Origin of the sequence: Mycobacterium sp. 852002-51961_SCH5331710 (assembly GCF_001665535.1) — a bacterium.
Classification (GTDB): domain Bacteria; phylum Actinomycetota; class Actinomycetes; order Mycobacteriales; family Mycobacteriaceae; genus Mycobacterium.
This window is the reverse complement of record NZ_LZSQ01000077.1, coordinates 1-18981: the sequence shown is the minus strand read 5'-3', so window position 1 is coordinate 18981 and position 18981 is coordinate 1. Positions and strand designations below refer to the sequence as shown.

Genomic DNA, 18981 nt, shown 5'->3' with positions numbered 1-18981 from the left:
CGTTCTCGTCGTCGAGCCGGTGGTGGGCAGGTGTTGGGAGGTGTGATGGTGGAACCGTTTCCGCAGGGCTAGTGAGACATAGACCAGGGCGACCAGTACCGGGACTTCGATGAGCGGCCCGACGACCCCGGCCAGGGCTTGTCCGGAGGTGGCGCCGTAGGTGGCGATCGCCACGGCGATGGCGAGTTCGAAGTTGTTGCCCGCCGCGGTGAACGCCAACGTGGTGGTCCGCTCGTAGCCGAGATCCAGCAGCGTGCCGAGGAGGTAACCGCCGCCCCACATGATGGCGAAATACGCCAGTAGCGGTAGCGCGATGCGGGCCACGTCCAAAGGCCGGTTGGTGATCTGATCACCTTGCAGGGCAAAGAGAATCACGATGGTGAACAGCAGCCCGTAGAGCGCCCACGGCCCGATCCGCGGCAAGAACTTCGACTCATACCAGTCGCGGCCCTTAGTGCGTTCGCCGATGCGCCGCGAGAGGTAGCCGGCGGCCAGTGGGATGCCGAGGAAGATGAGCACGGATTTGGCGATCTGCCACGGCGACGTGTCGATGGTGGTCTGCTCCAGGCCGAGCCAGCCGGGCAGCACGGAGAGGTAGAACCAGCCCAGCACGGCGAACATGATGACCTGGAAGATCGAGTTCAAGGCGACCAGGACGGCGGCGGCTTCACGGTCCCCGCAGGCCAGGTCGTTCCAGATGATGACCATGGCGATGCAGCGGGCCAACCCGACGATGATCAGGCCGGTGCGGTACTCGGGCAGATCCGGTAGCAGCAGCCAGGCCAGGGCGAACATCAACGCCGGGCCGAGCACCCAGTTCAACACCAGTGAGGAGAGCAGCAGTTTGCGGTCGCCGGTGGCGGTGTCGAGGCGGTCGTAGCGGACTTTAGCCAGCACTGGATACATCATGATCAACAACCCGAGCGCGATGGGCAGTGAAATGCCGTCGATCGCAACGTTTTCCAGCGCGGTGTTCAGGCCGGGGATCCAGCGCCCCAGCAGCAGCCCGGCGATCATGGCCGCGCCGATCCAGACCGGCAGGAACCGATCCAGGGTGGAGAGCTTGCCCACGACCGGCGGCGCGGTGGTGGTGTCGGTCATGCCGGCACCCCCGCCACCGTGTCGACGGAGGTCGCGCCCAGCAGGACGGTCAGGCTGGCCAGCGCATCGGGCACCACCGCGTAATACACCCACGACGCTCGACGCTCAGATGTCAGCAGGCCGGCGTCGCGCAGGACTTTGAGGTGATGGCTCACCGTGGGCTGGGAGACCTCCACCCCGACCGAGATGTCGCAGACGCAGGCCTCGCCGCCGGCGTGGCTGGCGATCGCCGAAAACAGCTGCAGCCGCACCGGATCGGCCAGGGCTTTGAGCTTGACCGCCATATCGATGGACTCAGCTGCTGTGAGGGGTTCGCGCAGCAGGGCCCCGGGTGGGCAGCACGTCTCGTCGACCTGAACCGATGATTTCGACATACATCAATATTGATACTCATCGAATCCATCGTCAAGTCGGGGTGGTCGATCGCGGAGGGCCCACCATCATGGCGATGGTGGGCCCTTGGTGCCGGGGGTTGGGGTCAGCAGCAGGACGTGGTCTTGGCCGTTTCGGGCTCGGCCTGTGCTGCGGCAGCGGTGCCGCCGCAGCAGACGTCACCACCCTGGTCAGCCTCGCCGCCGTCGAGCAGCTGGGGGCTGGTGCCGAACGTCTCGGAGTCGGCCAGCACGGTGTAGACCTCCCATTTCTCGCCGGCCGGGCCGGTGACCCAGACCTTGTCCTGGGTGGCAAAACAACAGGTGGTGCCGATCTCCTCGTCGGTGAACAGGCCTTCGCCGGTCAGTCGGGCGATCTCGGCGTGCACCTTGTCGCTGGATTCCACCTCGACACCGAGGTGGTTGATGGTGCCGCCCTTGCCGGGGTTTTCCAGCAGCACCAGCTTCAGCGGCGGCTCGGTCACCGCGAAGTTGGCGTAACCGGGCTTCACCTTGGCCGGGGAAATGCCAAACAGTTTGGTGTAGAACGTGATCGCCTCGTCGAGATCGTCGACGTTGAGCGCTAACTGAACACGGGACATGATCCACCTCCACTAGGGATAAGACATATATCGAACTGACGCGTCCCGCTCAGAATGCCACCTTTTCGATATATGTCAAGAATTGTGGCAGGATGGTTGTCATGCCCAAAGCGCTGCCCGTGATCGACATGTCCGCCCCGGTGTGCTGCGCCCCGGTGGCCGCCGGGCCGCTCAGCGACGCCGATGCCCTGGAGGTGGCGATGCGGCTGAAGGCGCTGGCCGACCCGGTACGGGTGAAGATCATGTCGCTGCTGTTCAGTTCGCGCCCCGGGGAGGAGACCAGCGGGCATCTGGCCGCGGTGCTCGATCTGGCCGAATCCACCGTGAGTCATCACCTCGGGCAGCTGCGTAAGGCCGGGCTGGTGATCTCCGATCGGCGCGGCATGAACGTTTTTCACCGGGTGAAACCCGAAGCCCTGCAAGCCCTGTGCGTGGTGCTCGACCCGAACTGCTGCACGTAGCCCAAGGGGTGCTGTCGGGGTTGCTTTCGAGGCGTGCGGTCACCGTGGTGAATAGCCCCGCGGCGGGCCGTCACGAGTGGCGCGGCGAAGGCCTATTCTCACGGCTTGCCCGCACAGCATGCGCAGTCAGGACCGCAGCAGGGGCAGTCGTCCATCGGCATCGCCATCATCGGCGCCATGGCCGCCATGTCGCACCACATCATCGCCGGGCGGGCGCCGCCGCGGGTGTATATCACCGCGGCGGGGTCGGCGCCGGTGACATCGAAATACACCTTGCCCGTGGCGGTGGCGCCCTCGGCGAGCGTCGCAGCGGGGATGCCGGCGGGGCTGGCCAGCTGCCACAACACCGGATAGCTGCGGTGATCGGTCCCCATCGCCTCGAAGCCGGGGATCACCGGGGTTACTGTGCCGTTGACGGCCCGCACGGATACCGTGGCCTCCCCACAACCGCCCGGCTAGCGGATAGCCGGGTGCGGGATCGGAGCTCGGGTGCAGGTCGGTCAACGTCGCGGTGGCAAATGCACCGTGCGTCGGAAACGGTCCGCGGCGCCTGGCGGCTGACCCGCCGGGCTGGGCTGGGCTGGGCCGTTACGAGCCCATCATTCCGCCACCGCCCATCATCCCGCCGCCCATCATGGGCCCCATCATGGCGGGCATGCCGTCGGTGACGAAGCCGGTGACTTCGGCGGCGTGGGCGCGGATGGCGTCGGTGAGGGCGGGATCGGTGGCTGTTTCTGTGACATCAACGCCGTTGGGGGTCAGGGTGATTCGGCGTTGGTAGTCGGTGGCTCGGCGGAACAGGGTGGGCAGGCTGGCGCTCATGCAGGTCACCTCGGCGCCTTGGCTGAGGTGGTCATACATGGAGGACACGTGGGCATGCAGTTGGGCGACGAGGTCGGGGGCGTCGGATTCGGTGGTGGTGCGGATCCCGCCCGGGATGTTCTCGACGGTGCGTCGCAGTTCGGTGTGGCGGGCGAACATGGTCATGTAGCGGTCCATGTCGGTGCCTGAGACTCCGCCCATCATGCCGGGTCCGTCGGCTCGGCCGGTGGGCATCCGAATGGTGGTCGTGCGCAACACATATGCCAAGGCGGCCACGGCCCCGGCTGCGCCGAGGATGGTCAGTGCGCCACGTCGAGGTATGTCGGTCATGTGCGGCTTCTTTCGTGAGAGTGTCCTGGCTCGAACACACCGCCGCCGTGTGCGTCAGCTGGTGGCGGTTTTGCGGGCAACGACGCGTTCGACCAGCCCGAGGGTGAACCGTTCGACGCGATCGATGTCGAGGTTGTTCGCCGCGCGCAGGTGCTGCAGGGGTCGGCGCAGGAAGTGTTCACCGCCCAGCGGCACGGTGACCAGCTCCAACAGTCGCTGCACAGCGCGGACTGGCGTGGTGTTGCTGCGGATGTGATCGGCCAGGATGAGCCGGCCGCCGGGGCGCAGCACTCGGGTCATTTCGGCGAGGGCTTGGGTGTGGTCGGGGATGGCGCACAGCCCGAAGGTGCACACCACAGTGTCGAAGCTGGCGTCGTCGAACCGCAGCTGGTGGGCGTCACCGTGTTGCAGGGTGGCGGGGTGGCCCAGCTCAGCGGCGCGTTGCCGGGCCAGCTCGAGCATGTGTTCGCTCCAGTCGATCCCGGTCAGGTTGACGGTGTCGGGGTAGAAGGGCAGGTTGAGGCCGGTGCCGATGGCGACCTCCAAGACGTCGCCGGTGGCTTGGCTGCAGACCCACTGGCGGGAGTCGCCGAACAGGTGGCGGTCGAAAAACCCGATCTCGCGGTCGTAGGTGCGGGATTTCTTGTCCCAGTACCGGTTCCAGCGGGCGCTGCGGTCATTCCGTGCGGGCATGGGTCACCTCGCGTCGGCGGTCAGACGTCTCGGATGCGTCCGATGTGGGGAACAAACCGGCCGACGGTTTCACAGTAGTCGCGGTAGGCCTGGCCGTGGGCCGTGTTGAGGTAGGGCTCTTCGACGACGCGGACCTGCAGTTCGATGGTCACCAGCAACACCAGGAAGGCGGCCAGGGCCAGCGGGTTGGGTGTCATCAGGGTGATCCCGGCGGCGAAGATCAGCATGGCGGTGAAGATGGGGTTGCGCACCCGCGCGAACACCCCATGGCGGACCAATGTGGTTGTCTCGCTGGGGTCGACGCCGATGCGCCACGATTGGCCCATGTCGTGTTGGGCGTAGAGGGTGGCGGCAATCCCCGCGATCGCCAACACGGTGCCGGTCGTCTGGATGGTTGGGGCCTGCAGGAGCGCAACGGGGGTGAGGATGCCGAGCAGTTGCAGCAGCGGCGCGGCCAGGCCGGCGAGGATAGCGGCGACGAACCCGGCGCCGGCGAACCATTCCAGCGATCCGGGGCGGCCGTGAATTCCGCGGAATCCGGTCGATCCGGTGTGGCGGTACTGGGTCCAGCTGCGCCACCCGAACCCCAGGGCAGCGAAGATCATGTAGAGGATCAGTGCGGTGATGGCCATCAGGGTGAAACCTCCCGTCCGGAATGGCCGCGGCTAGTTGGCGGCGAGGGCGTCGTCGAGCGCCTTGGTCAAGTCCTGGTAGCTGTGGGGTTGGATGCGGGTGTCGTTGAGGAAGAAGGTCGGTGTGCCTTGCACGCCCAGGGCGCGGCCGTCGGCGACGTCGAGCTGGATGCGTTCCACGGTGGCCGGATCGGCGTAGGCGGTGTCGAACGCAGCCAGGTCGAGGCCGAGTTCTGCGGCGAATCCGCGGAAGACCTCGTCGGCCGGGGTGCGCTGTTCACCCCATTGCGCCTGGGTGTCATACATCTTGCGATACATCGCCTCCAGGTGGCCTTGCTGGGCGGCGGCTTCCACCGCCCGGGCAGCCCGCTCGGCATTGACGTGGGCTTGCAGCGGGAAGTAGCGGATGACGAAGTTCACCCGGTCCCCGTACTCGGCCCGAGCCTGTTCGATCGCCGGGTAGACCGCCCGGCAGCCCTCGCATTCGAAGTCGAGGAACTCCACAAACGTCACCTGGCTGTCGGGCACCGAGTTCAGCCGGTGACTGTTTTCGCGCACCACCTGCCCCACCGCGCCGGGGTCGGGCAGCGCCGAGCCGGCCGCGCCGCGGTCACGCACCGACAGGTAGACCAGCACACCGATCGCCATGGCGGCGATGAGGAACGCGGTGAGCAAGATACGGCTGATGCGCGCCATTCAATATGCCCCTTTCTGGGCGTGAACGATTTGGAAGGGTCGGGCCCAGCTGCGGGCGGGCTGGCCGCTGGTGACGGTCAGGCCGTGGGCGGTGAACGCGTCGGCCAGGCCGGTGCCCAGCACGTCGCGGGCGTGGGGTCGCTCGGCGAACCGCATATAGCGATCGAAGACGGCGCGGGCGGTGGGTGGCGGGTCGAGGTCGACGGCGATGACCTGGCCGCCCGGGCGTAGCACGCGGCGGGTTTCATCGAGGGCGCGGTGGCGGGTCTCGGTAGGCAGTTCGTGCCAGCCGAACACGCTCATCACCACATCGAAAGTGCTGTCGCCGAACGGTAATGCCGCGGCGTCGCCGTGATGCAGCACCACAGTGCCGATCCCCGCGCGGGTGAGGCGGCGGCAGCCCACGGCCAGCATTTCCGGGGAGATGTCGAGCGAATCCACCCGTGTGGCCGGGGACTTGTCGGCGAGGAGGCGGGCGGCGTACCCGGTGCCGCCGCACAGTTCGAGCACCCGCCGCGGGTGCTGGTCGGCGACCAGTTGGGCCAGCCGATCGTGCGGACGCCCGGGGATGAACCGGTTACCGGCTTCGAACAGCGGCCCCGCGAGAGCGAATTTGAGCCGGTTGCGGCTCCAGCCTGCGGTCATGTCCGCAGCCGTTCACCGGTGATGATCGCGGCGGGTGATGTGTAGAGGCGTGGGGTGCTGGCGTATCGGTCGGCGCAGTCGGCCGAGCAGAACCACCAATCCCGGCCGCCGTGGTGGCGGTGAGCGGGTGCGGTCGCCGGGTCGATACGCATGCCGCAGACCGGGTCACGCGGATAACGGGCCGCGGCCAGCGCGATCCGGTGCAGTGGGACCGCGGTGGTGATATTGCGCAGCACCGGCGCACCGATCGGTGTGGTGGGCAACCCGATCCCGGTGGCCGCCGGCACGATCGCGTCGGTCACCACCGCGTCGCCGGCGCCGGCCAGGGCGGTGATGCGGGCGGCGATATTGACCGCATGCCCAAAGAAATCGCCGCCGCGACCGATGGCGGGCCCGTGGTGGCTGCCGGCCCGTATCGGCAGAAATCCGTCGGCAGCGGCCACCCGGTCGGCCAGGACGGTGATCGTGGCCATCATCTGGCTGGGGGTGGCGGCGGCCAGCATGACCGCATCCCCAATCGTCTTCACCACCTGCACCCCGGGCCCGACGGCGGCGTGGGCGAGGTCGGCCAGCCGCGCCGCCAACCACGCGGCCTCCCGATCGCCGCAGGCCTCGGTGAGCACGCTGTAGCCGGCCAAGTCGACGAAGGCCACCGTCACCTCCACCGTGGTGAAGTCAATGGTGGTGTCGGGCAACATCATCGGCCCCGCATCATCTGATGATCGCGGATGCGGCCGATCCACGGCAGGAAGCGGCCCACCGTAGCGGCGTAGTCGGTGTAGGCGCGGCCATGGACCCGGCGCAGATAGGGTTCCTCCACCCCACGCACCTGCACCTCGATCCCGACGACCGCGATCACCAGCCCGGCGATCGCCACCAGGTTGCCCACCATCAGAGCCAGGCCGATCAAGGTGGCCAGCAGCGCGGTGAAGATCGGGTTGCGCACCAACGCGAACGGGCCGGTGGTGACCAGCTCGGTGGTTTCGGTGTCGTCGACCCCGATCCGCCACGACGCCCCCAACCCCAACTGCGCGACCAAGGTCAGCACGATCCCGCCGGCCACGACCACGACCCCGAACCCCTGCACCCATCCGCGGTCGAAAACGCCCAGGGCAGACAGGCCGGCCAGGGCGGCGGCCGGTGCCCCGACCCCCACCAGCAGATACCCCACATCGGCGACCGCCAGCGCCCACCACTCCAGCGTCGGCTCGGGGCGCCAACCGCGCCGGTTGCCGCTGTCGCCGGTGCGGGCCAGCTGAATCCGGCGCCGCCACGCCCCGATCACCAGCATCAACACCACAAACAAGCCCAGCGCCGCATAGGCCATCGCGCACGCTCCCTTCCCGGCCGGCTTGACTAAACCCACCCCGGCATCGTTGCTTGGCGATGTTGCCCGGCTTGACCGATCAATGATGTGTGACGCTATCATCGTCGTGTGGCGATGAAAAGTGGTGTGGTCGAGGCCCCGGTGTGCGGGAGCTTGGATGCGGCGACGGCGTTGTTTCACAGCCTGTCCGATGGCACCCGGTTGGCGATCCTGCGCCGCCTGGCCGTAAGTGAGGCCCGGGTGGTGGATCTGACCGGCGAGCTGGGGTTGGCGCAGTCGACGGTGTCGGCGCATCTGGCCTGCCTGCGCGACTGCGGCCTGGTCGATTACCGGCCGCAGGGCCGGGCCTCGGTGTACCGACTGGCCCGCCCGGAACTGTTGGAGATGTTTCGCGCCGCCGAAGCGGTCCTGGAGGCCACCGGCAACGCGGTCGCGTTGTGCCCCAACTACGGCCACCCCACCACGCGGAAGAAGGCAACACGATGAGCGAGGCGTGCGGCTGCGGCAACGACGACCGCGACGAGGACGAACGCGAACCCGAACGGCTCTGGGAGGTCAGCGAACTGCGCGCCGCCGCCGCGGCCGGGGTGCTGCTGCTGGCCGGCTACGTCGTGGGCTGGGCCGACGGGCCGCGGCCGGTCGAGACCGGCCTGTACGCGCTGGCGTTGGCGGTCGGGGCTGCGACGTTCGTGCCCTCCACCCTGCGGCGGCTGGCCAAAGGCCAGATCGGGGTCGGCACGCTGATGACGATCGCCGCCGTCGGTGCGGTGATCCTCGGCGAGGTCGGCGAGGCCGCCATGCTGGCGTTCCTGTTCTCCATCAGCGAGGGCCTCGAAGAATACTCACTGGCCCGCACCCGCCGCGGCCTGCGCGCGTTGCTGTCCCTGGTCCCCGATCAGGCCACCGTCCTGCGCAACGGCACCGAAACCACCATCACCCCAAGCGAGTTGCGGGTCGGCGATCGGATGCTGGTCAAACCCGGCGAACGCCTGGCCACCGACGGCACCATCGTGTCGGGGCGCACCGCCCTGGATGTTTCGGCGATCACCGGCGAATCCGTACCGGTGGAAGCCGGGCCCGGTGATGAGGTGTTCGCCGGGTCGATCAACGGCACCGGCGTGCTGGAGGTCGAGGTCACCAGCACCGCCGCGGATAACTCGCTGGCCCGGATCGTGGCGATCGTGGAAGCCGAGCAGTCCCGTAAAGGTGACGCCCAGCGCCTGGCCGACCGGATCGCCAAACCCCTGGTGCCGGCGATCATGGTGGCCGCCGCCCTGATCGCTGCCATCGGGTCCGTGCTGGGTGATCCGTTGGTGTGGATCGAACGGGCCCTGGTCGTGTTAGTGGCGGCGTCGCCGTGTGCCCTGGCGATTTCGGTGCCGGTGACCGTGGTCGCCGCGATCGGCGCGGCCAGCAAGCTCGGTGTCCTGGTCAAAGGCGGGGCCGCGCTGGAAGCCCTCGGCGCGGTGCGCACCATCGCGCTGGATAAGACCGGCACCTTGACCGCCAACAAGCCTACAGTGATCGAGGTGGCCACCACCAACGGCGCCACCCGCGAACAGGTGCTCGACGTGGCGGCCGGGTTGGAGGCGCGCAGCGAACATCCCTTGGCCGCAGCGATTCTCGCCGCCACCGATGGCCCGGTCCGCCCGGCCGAGGATGTCGAGGCGGTCACCGGTGCCGGGCTGACCGGCCACCGCGATGGCCGCCGGTTGCGGCTGGGGCGGCCCGGCTGGCTCGATGCCGGCCCGCTGGCCGACCAGGTCGCGGCCATGCAGGCGGCCGGGGCCACCGCGGTCCTCGTCGAAGACCACGACCAGCTGATCGGCGCGATCGCGGTGCGCGACGAACTGCGCCCCGAAGCCGCCCAGGTGGTCGCGGCGTTGCGCCGCGGCGGGTATCGGGTGGCGATGTTGACCGGCGACAACTCAGCGACCGCCACCGCACTGGCCACACAGGTCGGGATCGACGCCGTGCATGCCGACCTGCGACCCGAAGATAAAGCCACCCTGATCGCTCAACTGCGCCAACAATCTTCGACCGCCATGGTCGGTGACGGGGTCAACGACGCTCCCGCTCTGGCCACCGCCGACCTGGGCATCGCCATGGGGGCGATGGGCACCGACGTGGCCATCGAAACCGCTGACGTCGCCCTCATGGGTGAAGACCTGCGCCACCTCACCCAAGCCCTCGCCCACGCGCGGCGCGCCCGGCGCATCATGCTGCAAAACGTCGGCCTATCCCTCGGACTGATCACGATACTCATCCCGCTCGCTCTCACCGGAGTACTCGGACTGGCAGCCGTCGTGGCCGTGCACGAACTCGCTGAAATCGTCGTCATCGCCAACGGAGTGCGCGCGGGCCGCACCAAACCCCTCGGCGAGGCTACGGCTGCCGCACGGGACGGTGTTCGGGTCGCTGCGGCCACTGGCTAACGAGAAAGACGTCAGAAGGGCGGAGCGTTGCTTCTGGCCGTCAGGATGTGTGCGGGACAATGAGTTCCGGTGATGCTTCGGTTAAGGCTGCCAGTCTCGCCGCCTTGCGGTCGGCGTGCTCGATGGTGATGCGTAGTTGGTTAACGTCGCCCAGCCACTTGTTCTTTTGGGCTTCGTCTACTTGGGCGCGAAGGTTGTCGCGAATGGCGTCGAGCCTTGCAGCCTGGGTCGGTTCGACTTCGCAGAAATCACATCGGAGGCAGGCGTGTTCGTGGGTGCAGTCAGATCCGTAGGGTCGGTGGCAGTTGCCGAGCGCGATCTTGCGCTGCCCGAAGTGTTGGATGAATTCGTCCCATTCGGCTTGCGTGGGCTCACGGTACTCGGCCGACGGCCGCGCCTGTCTGCGGTTGTCGATAAAGCGGTCGTACGCCTCGAAGACATCTTTCTGATAGACAGCGGTGTAGCCGCGGGTGACCTCGATGTTGTTGTGGCCCACAATCTGTGCGGCCAGGTGGATGGGAAAGCCGGCGTTGACGATGTCGGTAATGAAGATCCGGCGGAAGTCATGGGGCGTGAAGTGCAGCGCCGTACCGTCGGTGTCCGTCAAAGCCATGTTGTTGGCGAGTTCGGACAACCATTTTCGGATTGTGCATTGGTTGATGACCCGTGACCGGCCGCCCTCGCGGATCTGAATCAGATGCGGCAGCGGCGCCGACACCTGGCGTTCCTGTGTGTCGATGCGGCAGCACAGGGGGACGCGGCCGTCAATGCTGATGAACTCGACCAGTCGCGCCAAGGTGGTGGTCAACTCTGGGCAGCAGGGAAATATCCGCTCTTGATCGGTCTTGCTGGGCGCGATCTGTAGGAGCGGGATTACCGTGCCATCGGGCTTGCGGTACTGCTTGACGCTCAGATGGGTCAGTTCGAGCATCTCTTCGATCCGGATACCGGTGTGGCGCAGAATTTCGATGATCGTCCAGGTCATGAAGGCGCGGGTGACGGTGTAGGGGATGTCGACTCGCTTCTCCGTTCCATCTTGCAGGGCATTGATGCGCACTCGATCGGCCTGCTTGCCCGATGCGTGCTTGATGTAGGTGCTCCCCTGCACGGCGAAGGGTTCGCCGACCGGCGCGGTCTTGGAGATGTCTTGCAACTCGGTGGCCTGCAGATAGGCGCGGTGGGCTGCGGCGACGAGTGCATCGATGTGCGGGGCGAGCGTGCGGGTGCGTGCTTGCATGCGATGCGCCCGCTGGGCCCGGCGCTTCTGCTGCCCTCGTACGTCGCGGATGCTGACCGGACATGAGACAGCCCAATGTGCCCACGTCGAGGGATCCTCGTGGGCCCAGGCGGCCACGTCGAGGTAGAAGCTGCGGACTGCTCCGAGGATGCTCTCGGCGTGGCGGCGCGGTGTGCCGTCCGGTTTGGTGCGCAACCACTCTTTCCACTCGGCTGCTTGAGCTTTGGTCAGGCTGATCGTGTCGATGCCGGGATTGGCGTCTTCGATGGGCTTCCAGAACAGCTTCACGAGGTTTCGGCTGGTGCCGTCGAGGCTGGCGTAGTCCTGGCCGACGGCGATCTCAGCGAGGTAGGCGATTAGAAGCCTGCGAACGCTGGGGGCTCGCACGTCGAAGCGGTCGACCAGTTCGGTGGGAGTGAGGCGTTTGGCGATGAGATAACGCCGTAGATCGTCGGCTTCGCCGGCGAAGAGTCCGCCGCGGCGGCCGTAATGCCACATGGCGTGAAGGTCGCCCGGCATCCTGCCTGTCGAGGTCAGAAAGTCTCGATAGGCCAACACGTGGCGGCTGTGCAGCTCGGTGATCGGCAGTCCGTTGACGATGCTGATGCGTACCAGGTGGGTGACGGTTCGCCATTTCTTCACTTCGGGTGCGCCTTCCTGCTGCGCGGCGGCGAAGTAGCGATCCCAGGCCTCTGGTTCGTGGGTGGTTGTCCAGTCGCGGTAGAAACGGGCCTGCTTGTTCTCGATCAGCCAGTCGTAGCCCGGGCGAATGACGCCGAGCAGAATGAGTGCGTTGATGGACAGCCGTGCTCCGAGCCGTGTGTGCGATCCTGTCGACAAGGCGGGACACCACGCCTTCGGCTGGTTGTCGGAATCGCTGGCAATCCAACGATCTTGATAGCTTTCGCCGGCGTAGCCCTCCAGCCAGTCCAGCAACCTGCTCAGCCAGAGTCGGGCGCCGCTGCGGGCTTCCGCCTCACTGCGGTACTTCTCACTCATCCGCGCCATCACCAGTGGAAGCCCGGCGGTGATGGTGCGCTCGCGCTCCGTGGCGGTGACGGTGTTTCCGAACCACGGATGGTCCTCGGGGGTCGGCGACAGCGGCGGCAACACCTCGACGGGGTGGTTAGCGAACGCGGACGAACTCTGCATTGACTGTGCACGAGTGAGAACCCGCGGCATCAGGAGTCCCGCCCGAACAGCACGTGGAGGTCTTCTGCGGCATAGCCTTTCGCTGGGGCGGGTGGAGGTGCAGGTGGCCGGTTCCAGTGTTGGTCGAGTTTGTCGATGAGTTCGGTGACGCTGGGTCGCAGGTAGCGGGTGGTGCTGGCGATCGATGCGTGCCGCATCAGCTCCTGCATCTCCGCGATGGTCATGTTCTCGTCCTGGGCGAGACGCATGCAGAAAGTGTGTCGGAAATCGTGCATCGTGACGTTGGACCCGAGCAGCGCGTTACTGCGCTCGAGGATCTGTCGCATGGCCCAATAGCTCAGGGGCCGTGGAGTGCCCCGCAATGTCATCCAGACCGACTCTTCCGGCGGCCCTGCGGGGCGCTCAGCAAGGTAGCGGGCGATCCAGAGATACGCGGCGGGACTGATACGGACCAAAACCCGACTTCCGTTGCCGCCCTTCGGGATTATGTCGGCCGTATGGTCGGCAGCATGGAGCATCCCGCGGCGCATGCTGAGCAGTTCACTGGCGCGCAGTCCAGAGGAAATCGCCGTGGCGACGATGGCGCGGTCCCGGTTGGTTCTCAGCGAGGTGAATACCTCCTCGTACAGGGCGTCGCTGAGCGCGCGCGGCGCACGGTCCACCAGCTTCTGCCGATAAGGCGCACGCTTCTCAGGTCGCGGACTGTCGAAGTGTTGACGGTGCGCATCGAGCCTGGTGAGGTCGGCGCGCGATTTCGGTACCGGATTGATGAGCGGCCCCAGATCTGATTCGAGGGCGAACTCGTAGAAGCCGCTCAGCGAGGAGAGCCGGCGATTCATCGACGACCGCGTGTACGAGGATTCCAGGTACGGCTTCCCGGTGCGCTCGTTAACAGAACCGGGAGTTGGTCGGTGACTATCCGAACTCGACGAGCTGCGTCGTCGTTGAGGATTCTCCCGGCACCGGTACCACCGCACCCAGTCCCGGACTTCAGCCCGGGTTGCCTGCGCCCATGAAACCTGAAGTACGCCAAGGAACCGAGTCCAACTCAGGAGGTCGTACGCATACGCCCGCAACGTTGCAGGCGAGCAGTCGCTTGCATCGAGGTCAGCCAACCAAACATTGACATGGTCGACACCGGCACCGGACCCATCAACCATCCGCCACGGCAACGAGCCGGTGTCGCCGCGCAAGACCGCACCGACCCTTGGCACATCGAGAGTTTCGACTGGTCTCGGTTCGATTCCATCGTCCATCGCAGCCCCTGGTCTGGAAGGTCAATCTGCTTGGAGGCTAAACGCACCGACCGACAAGCTGGGATTGCACAGCCCCAAGTGGTGGACCCCCAAGTGCAGTTAACCGCACCCTGGCATACCTTGTCCGAGCTGATGATTGGGACTACTCGGTCGAGGCGGCCCGCGCTGGCGCGGCACGCAGCTATGTATATGGCGGTGTGCCCGTGAGCCGCTACGCCGCAATAGCGGCGGCCGAGCGGGAGGCCAAGGAGGCAAAGCGTGGGCTCTGGGGCCCACCGTGCAATGGCGATACGGCTTCCAGACCGGCAACAGTCACGAGCGGGTCGGCGGCGACTGTTCCATCGCCGTCGCTCGCCCCGCCTCCCCCGGTACCTTCGGCGCCGGCGTCGCCCGCGAGCGTCTACTACAAGAATTGCGATGCAGCACGCGCCGCCGGGGCCGCCCCAATTCAGGTCGGCGAGCCGGGTTATCGCAAAGGGCTCGACCGAGACGGCGACGGCACCGCATGCGACACATGAGTGTCTGTCCACACCAACGGGCTGCGGGTTGTGCGGTGCCATCGCATAGAAACAGTGGAGCCACGACACTCGATCACAGCGCCATCTGAGGCGCGTCAGTAGTCGATGATCGAGCGCCAATACTCCTCGGGTATTTCGCCGTTCGACTTCAAGACCATCGCCAGCCCGGTCGCCATCGCGATGCCGAGCAGTCCGAGCCATAGCCCGAAGAGCCCGATGACGGCCCAGCACACCGCGGTGATCGCCGGCCACGGCGACAGCACCGCCAGCACGGGCGCGAAGAAGAACCCGGCACCGATGTACCACGCCGACCCGGCACGGTCGGAGATCAGCACGAACCGCAGCCACCGCGGAATCGGCGTCGTGGCGGGAAGGGTTCCCATGATTCTCCTTTCTGCTCGATGATCACCGTCAACGCTCCCCCGCTGAGGTAACCGCCGCAATTACCTGCGACGTAGTGGATGCACGGTGCGCGAGAGGCCACACTGACAACCATGACCTCCGCGGGTGTGCAGACCCAGGCGTTCGGCGGGCTGCTGAAGTTGTGGCGCCGGCGTCGTCGGCTCAGTCAGCTCGACCTGGCCATCGCGGCCGAGGTGTCGCCGCGGCACGTCAGCTTCATCGAAACGGGCCGGTCCGCGCCCAGCCGGACGATGGTGCTACGGCTGGCCGAGGTGCTCGACGTGCCGCGCCGCGAACAGAACCAGCTCTTGCTGGCGGCGGGCCTTGCTCCGGTGTATCCCGAGCGCTCACTCGACGACCCGGACATGGCCGCGGTCCGGGCCGGGATCGACCGAGTCCTCAACGCCTACAACCCCTTTACCTGCATCGTGGTGGATCGCGGTTGGCAGATCGTGCGGGCGAACGAGGGTACCGGCGTGTTGTTGGAGGGTGTAGCCCCCGAGCTTCTCCAACCGCCCAACGCGTTGCGGATCGCCCTGCACCCCGACGGGTTGGCGCCCCGGATCCGTAACCTCGCGCAGTGGCGACACCATCTCATCGAGCGCCTCCGGCGCGAGGTCGCCGTCAGCGGATCGCACGAGCTGTCGACGTTGCTGGCCGAAATCGATTCCTACCCCGGCGGTTCCGGCGGCTCGTCGGATCTGGGCGGCGTCGCGGTGCCGCTCGAGCTCTACACACCCGACGGGCGGCTGCTGACCTTTCTGTCCACCGTCACGACATTCGGCACCGCGCTCGACCTCACCGCCGCTGAGCTCTCCATCGAGGCCTTCCTCCCCGCCGACGACGCCACCGCGACCGCCTTGCGGTGATCGGCACGAGTGTCCTGCTCTGCGGGTAGTCCGACCGAACCGCGCATGTGCGGCCGCAAACACCAATAGAGTCTGGCGTCATGGACAACCGACTCGTTGCGGCAGCCGCAGTCATGCTCGTCGCCGGTGCCGCGGGCTGCTCGACGCCGCCCGCCGCACTCGGGGGGACGACCGCGAAGGTAACCATCAACGGCGAGAGCACCGGTGGCCCGCACGCGGTGTTGTGCAAGCAATCCGGGTGGCTGTGGACGATCGAGACGCCCGAGGACACGAAAGGCTTCACGGCCAACATCGGCACCGGAGACAAGGTGACCGTCGAGGCGGTCACGTTCAACGACTTCGGTGGCTTCACCGGCAACTTCTGGAAAGGGAACATCGGCGAGGCTGAGGTGAAGGGCACCGGTGGCAAGTTCACGATCACCGGTTCGGCCGACGGCTCCTTCACCGACAACCCAAGCAACGCGGTGACTGCCACCTTCCGTATCGAAGCCAACTGCTGAGCGGGCACCGTGCACAAATTTCGCCAAGCGGTGGAGGCCGCCGACCTCGACGCCATGATGGCGTTGTGCCGCGACGACGTTGTGTTCCGTAGCCCCGTCGTCTTCACCCCCTACCAGGGGCGCGACGCGCTGCGCCACATCCTGAAGGCCGTGATGGAGGTCTTCGAAGACTTCCGGTACGTCCGCGAGATCGGAGCGCCCGACGCGTCCGATCACGCGTTGATGTTCCAGGCCAAGGTCGGCGACAAGGACATCGAAGGCTGCGACTTCATCCGAACCGACGAGAGCGGCGCGATCAGTGAGCTCACGGTGATGGTCCGACCCCTGTCGGCGACGTTGACGCTGGCCGAGATGATGAAGGAACGCCTCTCCGCTTCTTGATCACTGGTCTGACCACTTGACCTCTGTCCGGTCGGCTGGCACTCTGGCGGCATGGCCCTGCAACCGGTAAATCGGCGCTCCGTGCCCGAAGACGTGTTCGAGCAGATCGTGTCGGAGGTGCTCAGCGGGCAGATGCAGCCCGGCGAGTCGCTGCCCAGCGAGCGCAGATTGGCCGAGGTCCTCGGCGTCTCCCGCCCCGCTGTCCGCGAGGCGCTCAAGCGGCTCACGGCCGCGGGTCTGGTTGAGGTGCGCCAGGGCGACGCCACCACGGTCCGTGACTTCCGGCGCCACGCCGGCCTGGACCTGCTTCCCCGCCTCCTGATCCGGGGCGGCGAACTCGATCTGTCCGTCGTCCGGAGCATCCTCGAGACGCGGCTGCACAACGGCCCCAAAGTCGCCGAACTGGCCGCCGAACGCGGCGGCACGAACCTGGCCCCATCGCTCGATCAAGCTCTGCAGGACCTGGCCGCCGCGGACGATCCCGTCGAACAGCAACGTCACGCCCTGACGTTCTGGGACCACATCGTCGACGGCGCCGACTCGATCGCCTTCCGGCTGATGTACAACACACTGCGGGCCACCTACGAACCGGCGCTCCCCGCACTAGCGGCGGTGATGGCCGACGAGGTCGGCAGGCCGCAGGCCTACCGGGAATTGGCCGACGCGATCACGGCCGGCGATCCGCCGCGGGCCCGGCAGGCCGCCCAGAACCTTCTCGAGCCGGCGACGACAGCCCTGCTGCACGCTCTCGACGATCTGGAGAAACAGCGATGACAACCACGGACGCACGTCGCGCGCGCAAATCGTTCACGCTCGCTGATGCACTCGGTGAGTTCTCAAAACACCCCTCCCCCTGGATGATCGGCGCCACCCTGGTGGCCGCGGCGGTGGCCCGCATCGTCGTCGGCGACTGGCAGATCACCGATGCGGTCGTGCCGGTGGTGATGCTCGCGGTCTTCCCGTTCTTCGAATGGATCATCCACGTCTTCGTCCTGCATTGGCGGCCGAAACGGCTGGGACCCTTGACGATCGATCCGCTGTTGGCCCGCGAACACCGGGGGCACCACAGCGATCCGCGCAGCATCCCGCTGATCTTCATCCCATGGAAGTCCCTGGCCACGTGGGTTTTACCGGTGACCGTCGCCATCGGCCTCCTGGCGTTCCCCCGCCTGGGTCTCGGGCTGTCGTACCTCGTCTGCATCGGCGTGCTCGGACTGGTGTACGAGTGGACGCACTATCTGATCCACAGCGACTACAAACCGAAAACCGCTCTCTATCGGGCGGTCTGGCGTAACCATCGCCATCATCACTTCAAGAACGAGCACTACTGGTTCACGGTCACCAGCTCCGGGACGGCCGACCGAGTGCTCGGCACGTACCCTGATCCGTCCACGGTGGAGAACTCACCGACGGCGAAGAACCTTCACGCCGGCGCTCAACCGGCGTGAAGGTGTCGGCGGCTACTGAACGATGACCGGGTCGCCGATGCTCACCGTGTCGTAGTACCACGCTGCGTTGTCCGGGCTGAGATTGATGCAGCCGTGGCTGACGTTCTCATACCCCTGCGAACCCGTCGACCACGGTGCGGAGTGCACGTACACCCCACCCCAGTTGATGCGAACCGCGTAGTAGACGGTGAGCTTGTAACCCTCGGGATCGGACAGCGGAATGCCGATGGTGCGCGAATCCATGATCACCGGGCTCTGCTTCTCGAGCACCGTGAACGATCCCCTGGGTGTCGGGTACTTCGGCTTGCCCATCGATGCGGGCATCTCGCGCATGGTTTCGCCGTCGATGCTGACGGTGAAGGTGTGGGCGTCGATGTCGGCCACCCCGAGCACCTCGGCTCCGGTCTGGAAACTGGCCTTGGTGTTCCCCGCCGTGACTGTGATGGTCGAATGCGCCGGGAAGAACTGCTCCGGAGTCCACTGCAGCACACGGTCATCGAGCCAGGCGAACTTCCCGGCCTGAGTCCCGGCGGGCATGGTCGGCGCGGACACCGCAAAGGTGCGCTCGGCGGCCGCGCGGTCTTCGATCGCCCGGTTGAACGTCACCGTGATCGGATGTGCCACACCGACTGTCTGGCCGGCCGGTTGAATGCTGGCTACATCGGTCGGCGTTGCGACACCCGCGGAACTAGTCGGGGCGGAGACCACGGTGAGTACCGCGAGGCTCGCCACCGCGAGCAGATTTCGTAGCTTCAGCACACTTCCATCCTAAGTCGTCTCATGAGGTTCCCCCGGTAATCGCAAGTCGGGCCCGTAGGCGCATGTCGGTGTCGACTTCACAGCGCATATCGAATCCGCTGTTCAGAACGTTTCACCCCGCCCGGTCAGCCGACCCCCTCGATCGATAGCAACAGGGGGTCGAAGCCAGCGTTATCCGCGCCCGGCGCACCGACTGGTCCGTGCGGGCAACCCGCGTGGGCACCACCTACGCCGCGACCGCCTCGCGCGGCGTCGGGTGCGGATTTGCCGACACGGCGGCCGGCGAGTCACGCAGGCGGCGGCCTGTCTCTTATACACATCTCCGAGCCCACGAGACTGCAGCT

The 18981-nt window shown here is 66.6% G+C and carries 22 protein-coding genes and 3 pseudogenes; 9 read left to right on the top strand and 16 right to left on the bottom strand.

What is annotated here, in order from left to right; all coding sequences use genetic code 11:
- Nucleotides 1–30: 30 nt before the first annotated feature.
- From arsB to A5752_RS13205, 3 genes and pseudogenes are all read right to left on the bottom strand, one after another.
- Nucleotides 31–1101, bottom strand: a pseudogene (arsB, locus tag A5752_RS13215) (ACR3 family arsenite efflux transporter); the annotation flags it as partial.
- On the bottom strand, nucleotides 1098–1475 hold the full coding sequence (locus tag A5752_RS13210; protein WP_067085886.1) for an ArsR/SmtB family transcription factor: 378 nt from the start codon (nucleotides 1473–1475) through the stop codon (nucleotides 1098–1100). The pseudogene arsB and the gene A5752_RS13210, both read right to left, overlap by 4 nt.
- A gap of 104 nt (nucleotides 1476–1579) precedes the next feature.
- On the bottom strand, nucleotides 1580–2074 hold the full coding sequence (locus tag A5752_RS13205) for an ArsI/CadI family heavy metal resistance metalloenzyme (RefSeq protein WP_067085884.1): 495 nt from the start codon (nucleotides 2072–2074) through the stop codon (nucleotides 1580–1582).
- A gap of 101 nt (nucleotides 2075–2175) precedes the next feature.
- Between A5752_RS13205 and A5752_RS13200 the strand changes: the two genes are divergently transcribed.
- Nucleotides 2176–2535: an Rv2640c family ArsR-like transcriptional regulator gene (locus A5752_RS13200; protein ID WP_067085972.1), complete on the top strand. Its 360-nt coding sequence runs from the start codon at nucleotides 2176–2178 to the stop codon at nucleotides 2533–2535.
- Nucleotides 2536–2633: 98 nt separating this feature from the next.
- Here the strand turns inward: A5752_RS13200 and A5752_RS13195 are convergent.
- The 8 genes and pseudogenes from A5752_RS13195 to A5752_RS13160 all read right to left on the bottom strand — a co-directional run bounded on the left by A5752_RS13195 (nucleotide 2634) and on the right by A5752_RS13160 (nucleotide 7719).
- Nucleotides 2634–3039 (bottom strand): annotated as a pseudogene (locus tag A5752_RS13195) (DUF1942 domain-containing protein).
- An 84-nt stretch (nucleotides 3040–3123) separates the two neighbouring features.
- Entirely contained in the window at nucleotides 3124–3687 is a 564-nt protein-coding gene (locus tag A5752_RS13190) for a hypothetical protein (RefSeq protein ID WP_067085879.1), read from the bottom strand.
- A 54-nt stretch (nucleotides 3688–3741) separates the two neighbouring features.
- Nucleotides 3742–4380 carry a class I SAM-dependent methyltransferase gene (locus tag A5752_RS13185; RefSeq protein ID WP_067085877.1) on the bottom strand — a complete coding sequence of 213 codons (639 nt, stop codon included), beginning with the start codon at nucleotides 4378–4380 and terminating at the stop codon, nucleotides 3742–3744.
- Between the two features lie 20 nt (nucleotides 4381–4400).
- Nucleotides 4401–5012 (bottom strand): methyltransferase family protein, encoded by a 612-nt coding sequence (locus A5752_RS13180; protein ID WP_067085876.1) that lies wholly within the window; start codon nucleotides 5010–5012, stop codon nucleotides 4401–4403.
- A 33-nt stretch (nucleotides 5013–5045) separates the two neighbouring features.
- Nucleotides 5046–5708 (bottom strand): DsbA family protein, encoded by a 663-nt coding sequence (locus A5752_RS13175; RefSeq protein WP_067085874.1) that lies wholly within the window; start codon nucleotides 5706–5708, stop codon nucleotides 5046–5048.
- The gene (locus A5752_RS13170; protein ID WP_067085872.1) at nucleotides 5709–6353 is read right to left on the bottom strand and encodes a class I SAM-dependent methyltransferase; all 645 of its coding nucleotides are present in this window, start codon (nucleotides 6351–6353) and stop codon (nucleotides 5709–5711) included.
- A complete protein-coding gene (locus A5752_RS13165; protein ID WP_067085869.1) occupies nucleotides 6350–7054 on the bottom strand; it encodes an adenylate/guanylate cyclase domain-containing protein in 705 nt (234 codons plus the stop codon). The genes A5752_RS13170 and A5752_RS13165 overlap by 4 nt, the downstream gene beginning before the upstream one ends.
- Complete coding sequence (locus A5752_RS13160; protein WP_231983399.1) at nucleotides 7051–7719, bottom strand: methyltransferase family protein; 669 nt, start codon at nucleotides 7717–7719, stop codon at nucleotides 7051–7053. Before A5752_RS13160 ends, A5752_RS13165 begins: the two co-directional genes overlap by 4 nt.
- A gap of 75 nt (nucleotides 7720–7794) precedes the next feature.
- Between A5752_RS13160 and A5752_RS13155 the strand changes: the two genes are divergently transcribed.
- Nucleotides 7795–8166, top strand: a complete 372-nt coding sequence (locus tag A5752_RS13155) for an ArsR/SmtB family transcription factor (RefSeq protein WP_067085968.1) — start codon at nucleotides 7795–7797, stop codon at nucleotides 8164–8166.
- On the top strand, nucleotides 8163–10115 hold the full coding sequence (locus A5752_RS13150; RefSeq protein WP_067085859.1) for a heavy metal translocating P-type ATPase: 1953 nt from the start codon (nucleotides 8163–8165) through the stop codon (nucleotides 10113–10115). Before A5752_RS13155 ends, A5752_RS13150 begins: the two co-directional genes overlap by 4 nt.
- 40 nt (nucleotides 10116–10155) lie before the next feature.
- Here the strand turns inward: A5752_RS13150 and A5752_RS13145 are convergent, their stop codons facing one another.
- The 3 genes and pseudogenes from A5752_RS13145 to A5752_RS28010 form a co-directional block, all read right to left on the bottom strand.
- Nucleotides 10156–12504, bottom strand: coding sequence for a tyrosine-type recombinase/integrase (locus A5752_RS13145; RefSeq protein ID WP_231983398.1), 2349 nt, complete (start codon nucleotides 12502–12504; stop codon nucleotides 10156–10158).
- Between the two features lie 29 nt (nucleotides 12505–12533).
- Complete coding sequence (locus tag A5752_RS13140; RefSeq protein ID WP_231983402.1) at nucleotides 12534–13343, bottom strand: tyrosine-type recombinase/integrase; 810 nt, start codon at nucleotides 13341–13343, stop codon at nucleotides 12534–12536.
- Nucleotides 13344–13460: 117 nt separating this feature from the next.
- Nucleotides 13461–13664 (bottom strand): annotated as a pseudogene (locus A5752_RS28010) (site-specific integrase); the annotation flags it as partial.
- 206 nt (nucleotides 13665–13870) lie between these two features.
- Between A5752_RS28010 and A5752_RS27120 the strand changes: the two are divergent.
- Nucleotides 13871–14278: an excalibur calcium-binding domain-containing protein gene (locus A5752_RS27120; RefSeq protein ID WP_082963869.1), complete on the top strand. Its 408-nt coding sequence runs from the start codon at nucleotides 13871–13873 to the stop codon at nucleotides 14276–14278.
- 95 nt (nucleotides 14279–14373) lie between these two features.
- Here A5752_RS27120 and A5752_RS13135 read toward each other — a convergent pair whose 3' ends face one another.
- Nucleotides 14374–14661, bottom strand: coding sequence for a hypothetical protein (locus tag A5752_RS13135; RefSeq protein WP_067085849.1), 288 nt, complete (start codon nucleotides 14659–14661; stop codon nucleotides 14374–14376).
- Nucleotides 14662–14772: 111 nt separating this feature from the next.
- On the opposite strand from A5752_RS13135, the gene A5752_RS13130 reads away from it, so the two are divergent.
- From A5752_RS13130 to A5752_RS13110, 5 genes are all read left to right on the top strand, one after another.
- Entirely contained in the window at nucleotides 14773–15549 is a 777-nt protein-coding gene (locus A5752_RS13130; protein WP_067085846.1) for an MmyB family transcriptional regulator, read from the top strand.
- A gap of 80 nt (nucleotides 15550–15629) precedes the next feature.
- Entirely contained in the window at nucleotides 15630–16049 is a 420-nt protein-coding gene (locus A5752_RS13125) for a lipoprotein LpqH (RefSeq protein WP_067085843.1), read from the top strand.
- A 9-nt stretch (nucleotides 16050–16058) separates the two neighbouring features.
- Nucleotides 16059–16430 carry a nuclear transport factor 2 family protein gene (locus A5752_RS13120; protein WP_082963868.1) on the top strand — a complete coding sequence of 124 codons (372 nt, stop codon included), beginning with the start codon at nucleotides 16059–16061 and terminating at the stop codon, nucleotides 16428–16430.
- Nucleotides 16431–16481: 51 nt separating this feature from the next.
- The gene (locus tag A5752_RS13115; protein ID WP_067085839.1) at nucleotides 16482–17204 is read left to right on the top strand and encodes a FadR/GntR family transcriptional regulator; all 723 of its coding nucleotides are present in this window, start codon (nucleotides 16482–16484) and stop codon (nucleotides 17202–17204) included.
- Nucleotides 17201–17878, top strand: coding sequence for a sterol desaturase family protein (locus tag A5752_RS13110; protein WP_067085836.1), 678 nt, complete (start codon nucleotides 17201–17203; stop codon nucleotides 17876–17878). The genes A5752_RS13115 and A5752_RS13110 overlap by 4 nt, the downstream gene beginning before the upstream one ends.
- 12 nt (nucleotides 17879–17890) lie before the next feature.
- On the opposite strand, the gene A5752_RS13105 is transcribed toward A5752_RS13110, so the two are convergent.
- Nucleotides 17891–18637 (bottom strand): L,D-transpeptidase, encoded by a 747-nt coding sequence (locus A5752_RS13105; RefSeq protein ID WP_067085833.1) that lies wholly within the window; start codon nucleotides 18635–18637, stop codon nucleotides 17891–17893.
- Nucleotides 18638–18981: the final 344 nt, after the last annotated feature.